Origin of the sequence: Flavobacterium sp., assembly GCF_013823965.1 — a bacterium.
GTDB lineage: Bacteria > Bacteroidota > Bacteroidia > Flavobacteriales > Flavobacteriaceae > Flavobacterium.
In genome coordinates this window covers 68,080-76,174 of sequence record NZ_PNNA01000092.1, presented here as the reverse complement: position 1 = coordinate 76,174, position 8,095 = coordinate 68,080, and the positions used below count along the sequence as shown (strand labels likewise).

Genomic DNA, 8,095 nt, shown 5'->3' with positions numbered 1-8,095 from the left:
TGCCGTGGCTGCTGTTCCGCCTGAAGGCGACCAAGAGTAGGTATAACCCGGAGTTCCGCCTGAAGGAGAAACCGAAGCAGTACCATTAGTGCCACCGTTGCAAGAAACGTTCGTTTGGGATCCCGATGCCGTACTGATTGCAGTTGGCTGCGTGATGGTAAAGCTCTGGGTAGCCTGACATAAGTTGGCATCGGTAACAGTACATGTCCAAATTCCTGCAGTTAATCCAGAAATGGAATTAGTTCCATCACCAGTTGGGTTACCTGGCGTCCAGTTGTAGGTGTAACCTCCGGTACCACCAGTTGGAGTATTTACCGAAGCAGCACCATTAGAACCTCCAAAGCATGATACATTGGTTTGTGAAGCAGGAGTTAATACTATACTACACGCGGGTGTTTCATATAGTCTAAAATTATCTATTCCCCACTCTTCATTGTTTCCTTCAGAGAAAACACGAATCCGTAAATTCATTGTAGTCCCTGTTCCTACAATGTTCTTAGAAAATTCTCCAAAAACATTGGTTAACTGCGTACCATCTCCACAACCATTATTGTCAGTATCTTCAAATAAATATTTATCTCCTGTTCCTGAAGCACTTCCTTTGTTGTAAAAACGCAATAAATTTATATATGATCCGCCATCAATACTATATTCAACAATAATATAGTCTGTATTTGTTGTGCCAACACCACTAATACACGAATTTTGATTATCCCAAGGCTCATTTGTACTGGCAGCTGCCAATAATCCTTTAAAACTTAAACCTAATTTCCCTGTTATATTAATATTTGTCCAATCTATTTGGAGCTCATTTAGTGGATTACTAGGTGGTATTGATCCCTCTGAAGGGAATCCTGTTCCTAGTCCGTTATGATCTTCACCTGCCCAGTAATTGCTGCCTTCTTTACCACTAAATGATACTACTTGTGAAATAGTAGAACCATCTGTTAATCTGAAATAACTAGTAGTTGTTCCACCACTTACTTCGGGGGTTCTAGTTCCGCTTGAGGGAGTACTTTCAAAAGTATCACTCCAAAATTGTGTTTGTGCTCTAGTGTTTAATGAAAAAACACAAAGTAACCACATTAAAATAAAAGTAAAGTTGCTTTTCATACGCTTTTTGTTTTCTTGAATAATTTATTCTTTTATTAAATGAAAGTTGAATTTTGATGTGATTTCATCAAATGACTTATTGTTTTTAGGACAATGGTCAGGATTAAAATTAGGATTATAATCCCACTCACTACTGTGTAAATTACAACCATTTTTAGTTAAATAAAGGTAGCCTTTATATGTCTTATAGCCATCAGCCGTAATTTTTATCTCTAGTTTTTCGGAAATTTTGCCAGAATTAGCAAATCCAGAGTTTATGGTGTAAGAACCATTTATTGAATTTAGTTCTCTGTATGTAGTGAGAAACCTGTTTCTTTTTACCGACACATTCATTCTAGCATTAGTAATTGGCTGAAGTGTTTCAAAATCCTTAACGAAGCCATTAATTGAAATTTTCTCTTTCGAATTGATAAACGGCTTTAAATCCAATATGCCTGATTCTTTTGCACTGGTCGAAGCATGAGCGTCTATCTCTGAAAAAACCAAAGCCCCAGTAGTAAAAATAGCTGTGCTTTTAACGAATTGTCTTCTTTTCATAATTTATCTAAATTTTTTACCTATTATATTTTCTTGAAAATTGAATTGTTTTGCAGTGATTATTCCAAAATCTGTTTTTAGCACCTCAATGGAAACTTGTTTGTCATCTGAACAAGCAACAGCAATATGGCCATCTTCAGTTATTGAAAGAATAGTTCCTGGATTTGCGTTTTGATGTGATTGATTGTAAAGAGATGCAACAATAATTTTAACCTGCTCACCTTCAAATGAAGTATCTGCGCCAGTATTCCATGGATTACACGAGTTTATTAATGTTATTATTTCTTCCGAGCTCATGTTTTTCCACTTAATATAGGTATCTGATAGTGCTGGTTTTTCATAATAGTAAGCATTTTTGGTTTCTTGCATGGAACTTGGTATTTTTTCAGCATATTGAACCATGTTGGCCATGTTTAATGCAACTTGTGCCGTGTGATTGCTTAGTTTCACGGCCAATTTTCCATAAGTGTCATCTTTTTCAATTTTTAAAACATCTTTAAAAATAAGCGGACCTTCGTCATATTTCGAATTCATGAAATGAACACTGACTGCCGTCAATTTTTCTTGATTTTTAAGAACTTCAAAGATCGGCATTGGTCCACGATATTCAGGTAAAGGACCAGGGTGAAAATTTATGAATTTTTCTTTTCCGTATAAAAGAACATCTTCAGGAATCAAAAAAGGGAAGCTTATTGAAAAAATATAATCAGGCTTCAATTTTTCAATCCATGATTTCATTTCTGATACACTGTTTTTATCTGGAAAAGATTTAAAATCCAAGTTGTTGTTTTCTGACTCAGTTTCCAATGCTTCAATGACTAGACTGGAACTTTTTCCAATTCCAATTCCGCATAAATAATTCTCAAACGCCAGCAGTTGTAGTGCTTTGAAAGCAAATTTTCCCCCACATAAGATTACTATTTTTTTTTGACTACTCATGGACTATATACAAGCATAACTATTATGCCATGCTGAAGTTGCTGAACCTATTTCTAATTCGCTTAGTAATTCAAAAGTTTCGTTTGTATCCTTTATTTCTGAAAGCAAATTAACTTTGCACATTCCGTCTTCTTCATTAAGAACAATTTCAGCTTCATATAATGGTGCAACTGATGTATTTGTTTTTGAATTAAAACTGATTTTTCCTCTTGGACCAACAAACTCAAAACTCAATAAATCTGAAATTGCCTGGGCACTATTATTCTCGTTTTTGCTTAAAAGTTCAAAGACTTCTATTATTATTTGTGCACTTTCCCATGCCAATAATGAAAACAAATTAGGTGTTCTTCCTGTTTTTTTAATAGTATCAATAAACAACTTATTTTCCTCGGAATCTATATTTTTAGACCAAGCAGCAACACCCTTTATTTTACAATTTGGAAAAACTGCTTTTTGCAACATTGTTTCCTCTAAACCGAAAGGAGAAAGATAAATTACCGTTTTTTTCTCAGAAATCCAGTCTTTAATCCCTGAAAAATACCATTGCACATAATCACCACTAAAAAGACTCAAAAGAGCACTATTTGGAAATTCATCCAAATATTTTTTTAATGGTTCCATTGTAAAATCATTTTCTTTATATCCAGTGGCGTGATTAAAACAAATCTGGCCTCCTGCTTGTTCAAAGCTTTTGCATAAACTGTAGGTTTGTAGATAGCCACCGTCATAATATCCTGTAACCATTCCTCCCGAGAAATACCCGTCTTTGGTCGCTTCTTTCGACGAAAGCCAAGCTCCTAATGAGTTTTGCAAAGAATGGTAGACAATATTTGGACAAGAAAGGTGCTCATTGGGCAAATTAGCTCCTGAATCTAACACTATAAGAATTTTATTCGCCGCTAAAAAAAGAGGACGAAGTAATTGAGCCATTCTCTGTCCGATATAGGCTATTACCATCGTTACATTTTCCTCCAGCAATAATTTTTCAGCGCTTCGATAACATTGTTGCTTATCACCACCAAAACCTATGTTCTCTGTAACTATTTTAACATCTTGGAATCCATAATGTTTTAAGCCTGAACGAAGCCCTTCGTATAAATCAAAACTAATTGTTTCATAATAGGTTGAACGAGGCAATAAGATTCCAATTGAGGGCATAGTATTAATTTTAGTGTATTATAAAATATTCTTCAAACTAGTTTCTGCTTGGAAATATTCCATATATGGCGATAGAATAGTTTAACGTTAAGTAGGGATTCTCTATTGCAATAGGTATTGACGATCCAGTTGCTGCTGTTACTCCTGAAGCTACTATGGGAGCTGAAGCATCATTTGTCGCGCTAGCATAGAGTCCTGATGCTGTATTGGCCAAAACTGCATTTACCGGACTATCTGTATCTGCACCTCCTTCAGAAACAGGTATATTAATAGAAATTCCTGACGCTGGGTGATTATGGACCGGCATATTTGATGCCAAAATGTTTGCGGATGTTGCCCCAGAAAGTTGTCCTAAAGAATTAAATGGAAGCCCAGGCCCTTGACCTTGTCCAACTGGGACTCTGCCTCGTAAATCTGGCAAAGCAAAAGTGGTTTGTCCGTTTCCACCGTATGTTGTTCCTAATAATGCAAACAAGGCAGTGTTTTGAGCAATTGACATAATTTGTCCATTGCACATTTCATGACCTGATGGATTAAAATAAAACCCAAAAATTTTAATTTCCCCTATATATGGTTCTGTAGACATCTTTCTTGTTTTAAGTTATTAATTTCTACTTGGAAATATTCCTTCTAAAGCAATCGAATAATTCACTACTAAATAAGGGTTTTCTATATTAAGAGGGATGGATTGTCCCGTAACTCCTGTTGTTCCAGAAGCAGCCAAAGCACTGCCATAATTTTTACCTGCAGAGGCAGCAGTGGAGTACATGTCCACAGGAGCTTGAGCCAGGTAATTCCCTACAGGAGAATTGGAGTCGCCAACTCCACTGGCCACAGGAAGATTTGCCGTGATTCCAGTTGCTGGATGAGTATGAGCAGGCAAGTTTGATGTTAACAAGGTTACTGACGGACTCCCTGCTAATTGTCCCATCACATAACTAGGAAGGCCGGGTCCTTGACCTTGACTTTTTGCCACACGTCCTTGTAAATCAGGAAGAGCAAAAGTAGTCATCCCATTACCTCCATAAGTAGTTCCCAACAAAGAGAATAAGGCAGTGTTCACTGCTATTGATAAAATTTGCCCCTGACAAGTTGCGTAGCCTCTAGGAGCAAAGTTAAATCCAAAAATTTTAATTTCCCCTATAAATGGTTCTGTTGACATATTTTCTTGATTTAAAAATTTTATATAAATTTATGTTAAAAATGACGTAAAAATATTAAATAAAATTAATATAATTGTATTCTTTATATAATATTTTGTCAGAAATTAATATTTTTATTGGTCTATACCAATAAATAATTGTTAAAACATTCAGGTATGTCAACTCGAAAAAACAGCTTAGAAACAACAAAAATAGTACAGTTTTTAGAAAAAATAGGAATTCAAATCATCGAAAAAAAATTAGGTTCGACCACTTTTTTACCAGGTCTTGCATTAGGGTCCAATTGCATTTATGTAGATTTTAATGAATTAAAATACCCAGGCGATTTACTACACGAAGCAGGGCATTTGGCTGTTACAGATGGTGAAACCAGAAAAAACATCAACAATGATCCAAAAGAAGAATGGCCTACCCAAGGAGAGGAAATAGCCGCCATCCTTTGGTCTTATGCCGCTCTCACTTATTTAAATATTGAGCCCTCATTTGTATTTCATCCTAATGGTTATAAGGGAAATTCAGAGTGGTTTATTTCAAATTTCACCAATGCAAATTATATCGGTTTGCCTTTTTTAGAATGGGCAGGATTAGCTTTAGGTGATAAAAGGGCTCTTTTAGAAAATAAAGATGCTTTCCCAATTATGCAAAAATGGATAAGAGATTAAATTATGGATAAATTAGTGCGATCAATAAAATTACCTTTTGTTTTTGATAAAGAACAATTGGTGATTGATACCAATAAAGTAATAAAGAAAAAGTGGGTAAACCACTATAACTCTATGGATTATTCTGGAAAATGGACCTCTATAGCCTTGATGTCAAATGGTGGAAAATCAACCAATATAAATGCTTTTTCAAATAGCACAGAGGGTTTTATCCCCACTGATGCTTTAGATTTTTGTGAATATTTCAAAAAAATTCTTGATGGTTTTTTATTCGAAAAGACTTCTGTTCGTTTATTGAATCTTGGTTCAGGAGCAGAAATTAAGCCTCATACGGATCACTGCCTAGGTTATGAAGATGGTGTGTTTCGCTTGCATATTCCGATAATTACAAATCCAGATGTTGAGTTTATTTTAGACAACAAGAGGTTAATCATGCGTGAAGGGGAGTGTTGGTACTTAAATGCTAATTTTATGCATTCTGTAAAAAATGGCGGCAATAACGACCGTATTCATCTTGTTATTGATGGAATTAGAAATAAATGGACCGACGATATTTTCCTTAAAGAAGCTTCCATTGAACAATTCACCAAGCCAATTCCTGTTATTGATGAAAATCAAAAAAAACTCATAATTGATGAATTAGAAAGAATGAATTCAGCAATAGCTAAAGAATTGATCAATAATTTGAAAAGCTAGTTGTTTGTTTTTCAATCAACGTATTTTCCATAACTAATATATCCAAGGCTGTTTCTTTGAACAAATTGATAGCTTCTGATGGAGTTTCGACAATAGGCATGCCTTTTTTGTTAAAACTGGTATTTAGTAATACTGCAATTCCACTATGTCTATGAAATTCAGTTATTAATTTTGAGAATTTGGGATTCCAAATCTCATCTACGGTTTGAACTCTAGCTGTACCGTCACAATGTGTGACATTCACAAGTTGTTGCAGATATTTTGGTCGTGTTTTATCAACTAAAATCATGTAAGGACTGTCTCTTCCAACTTCAAAATACTCAGTTACTTTGTTTTTTAAAACTGCTGGGGCAAAGGGGCGAAAATCCTCTCTAAATTTTATGTCCCTATTGATGTGGTTTTTCATGTTTTCAATTCCTGGATGAGCCAGTATGCTTCTTCTTCCAAGAGATCTGGGCCCAAATTCAGATCCCGACTGAAACCATGCCACTGTTTTTCCGCTATTTAATTTTTCTGCACAATACGAAATTAGTTCGTCTTCATTCAAAAAAAATTTTTTGTCAAAGTTTTGATTTGTTTCGCCCTTTACTATCTCCTCTATTTCTTCCTGTAGGTATTGCTTTCCAAAACAAGTATTCCCATTATGTGGAATTTTTTGTTTCCCCAAATAGTTTATCCAACCATAAAATGCACATCCTAGGGCTAATCCGTTATCTCCTGCCGCGGGCTCAAAAAAAATATTGTTTTCAGCCAGAGAATCTTGCAATTTAGCATTTGCAACAGCATTAAGAGCAACTCCTCCGGTGTAGCACAAATTTTTATGAGGAAATCTTTTCATGCGAAAGTTCAAACAACACAAAACTGCTTTTTCAACCTGTTCTTGTGCCCATCTGGCAACATCCGCATAATAAGAAAAATGCTCCGTAAAATAATCATGGCCTTTAGATGGATTGATAAAGTTGTTTTTCCAATCATCCTTTACATATAAACATTCAGAAATAAATTCAAAAGCATCAAAATTAAACTTGCCTGATTTTCCAAAAGGAGCCAATCCCATTAACTTGCCTACATCCTCTACATCTCCAAAAACATATTTACTGATTGTTGCATAAAACCCACCTATTGAATGTTTAGTGGTAGGCATCGATAAACAACTATTGGTTAATTCCTCCATTCTGCTAAAATCCTTGTGTAGTGTAACTAATTTATTGTCAGAAAAATGGTAAAAACTATCTTTTTCGCATATCATCTGATTTTCATCGATAAACTTTAAATCAATATTTCCTCTATGTTCGGGGTGTAAATCCAAGTACTGATTCAATGGACTCCCACATCCGTCTATTACCATAACAGCGCATTCGGAAAAAGGTGAAGTCCCAATAGCACTATAAGCATGTGCCAAATGGTGCGAAATGGTAATAATTTCAGGACAGTTGGTTTCAGAAAAAATTCTTTTCCCTTTAAAATGTTTTGGATTTGGGATGTCAAAATTAGCACTTTGAACAACTAAGCATATATCGCTCAAATCAATTCCTTCGGCATCTAAACAGTATTGTATAGCTAATGAGTCGTTACCTCCATCATGCTTAATTCGGCTTAAACGCTCTTTTTCAATTGCAACACATACACGACCGTCTTTCAGCAATACCGCTGACCCGTTATGTGAAAGCCCAGTACCAATTACATAGATAGGTTTCTTCATATTTCGTAAAGATATTTGGTTTTTTTTACAAAAAAAAGATAAATCAGATTTTTGTATTTTTTATAGACCCAGAAACGTGAATATAAAAATATTGACCTATAACCCATTGGGCTTATTTAAAATAT

The 8,095-nt window shown here is 35.1% G+C and carries 9 protein-coding genes; 2 read left to right on the top strand and 7 right to left on the bottom strand.

Going from position 1 to position 8,095, the window contains the following annotated elements:
* The 6 genes from C0430_RS10860 to C0430_RS10835 all read right to left on the bottom strand — a co-directional run.
* A partial coding sequence (locus C0430_RS10860; protein WP_290869660.1) for a SprB repeat-containing protein occupies positions 1-1,113 on the bottom strand: 1,113 nt, incomplete at its 3' end.
* A 24-nt stretch (positions 1,114-1,137) separates the two neighbouring features.
* Positions 1,138-1,650, bottom strand: a complete 513-nt coding sequence (locus C0430_RS10855; protein WP_290869657.1) for a hypothetical protein — start codon at positions 1,648-1,650, stop codon at positions 1,138-1,140.
* A gap of 3 nt (positions 1,651-1,653) precedes the next feature.
* Positions 1,654-2,589, bottom strand: a complete 936-nt coding sequence (locus C0430_RS10850) for a formyltransferase family protein (RefSeq protein WP_290869654.1) — start codon at positions 2,587-2,589, stop codon at positions 1,654-1,656.
* A 3-nt stretch (positions 2,590-2,592) separates the two neighbouring features.
* Entirely contained in the window at positions 2,593-3,747 is a 1,155-nt protein-coding gene (locus C0430_RS10845) for an ABC transporter substrate-binding protein (protein WP_290869652.1), read from the bottom strand.
* Between the two features lie 37 nt (positions 3,748-3,784).
* Positions 3,785-4,333 (bottom strand): tail fiber protein, encoded by a 549-nt coding sequence (locus C0430_RS10840; protein ID WP_290869649.1) that lies wholly within the window; start codon positions 4,331-4,333, stop codon positions 3,785-3,787.
* 18 nt (positions 4,334-4,351) lie between these two features.
* A complete protein-coding gene (locus C0430_RS10835; protein WP_290869646.1) occupies positions 4,352-4,909 on the bottom strand; it encodes a tail fiber protein in 558 nt (185 codons plus the stop codon).
* 138 nt (positions 4,910-5,047) lie between these two features.
* On the opposite strand from C0430_RS10835, the gene C0430_RS10830 reads away from it, so the two are divergent.
* Both C0430_RS10830 and C0430_RS10825 read left to right on the top strand, forming a co-directional pair.
* Positions 5,048-5,572, top strand: a complete 525-nt coding sequence (locus C0430_RS10830; RefSeq protein WP_290869643.1) for a hypothetical protein — start codon at positions 5,048-5,050, stop codon at positions 5,570-5,572.
* Positions 5,573-5,575: 3 nt separating this feature from the next.
* Positions 5,576-6,268: an aspartyl/asparaginyl beta-hydroxylase domain-containing protein gene (locus tag C0430_RS10825; RefSeq protein WP_290869640.1), complete on the top strand. Its 693-nt coding sequence runs from the start codon at positions 5,576-5,578 to the stop codon at positions 6,266-6,268.
* Here the strand turns inward: C0430_RS10825 and C0430_RS10820 are convergent.
* Positions 6,249-7,970 (bottom strand): carbamoyltransferase C-terminal domain-containing protein, encoded by a 1,722-nt coding sequence (locus C0430_RS10820; RefSeq protein WP_290869637.1) that lies wholly within the window; start codon positions 7,968-7,970, stop codon positions 6,249-6,251. The genes C0430_RS10825 and C0430_RS10820 overlap by 20 nt on opposite strands.
* Positions 7,971-8,095 lie beyond the last annotated feature (125 nt).

What these genes read in the sequence shown, in the direction of transcription:
- C0430_RS10855 (WP_290869657.1), bottom strand. Translation starts at nt 1,650, where the DNA reads ATGAAAAGAAGACAATTCGTTAAAAGCACAGCTATTTTTACTACTGGG.
- C0430_RS10850 (WP_290869654.1), bottom strand. Translation starts at nt 2,589, where the DNA reads ATGAGTAGTCAAAAAAAAATAGTAATCTTATGTGGGGGAAAATTTGCT.
- C0430_RS10845 (WP_290869652.1), bottom strand. Translation starts at nt 3,747, where the DNA reads ATGCCCTCAATTGGAATCTTATTGCCTCGTTCAACCTATTATGAAACA.
- C0430_RS10840 (WP_290869649.1), bottom strand. Translation starts at nt 4,333, where the DNA reads ATGTCTACAGAACCATATATAGGGGAAATTAAAATTTTTGGGTTTTAT.
- C0430_RS10835 (WP_290869646.1), bottom strand. Translation starts at nt 4,909, where the DNA reads ATGTCAACAGAACCATTTATAGGGGAAATTAAAATTTTTGGATTTAAC.
- C0430_RS10825 (WP_290869640.1), top strand. Translation starts at nt 5,576, where the DNA reads ATGGATAAATTAGTGCGATCAATAAAATTACCTTTTGTTTTTGATAAA.
- C0430_RS10820 (WP_290869637.1), bottom strand. Translation starts at nt 7,970, where the DNA reads ATGAAGAAACCTATCTATGTAATTGGTACTGGGCTTTCACATAACGGG.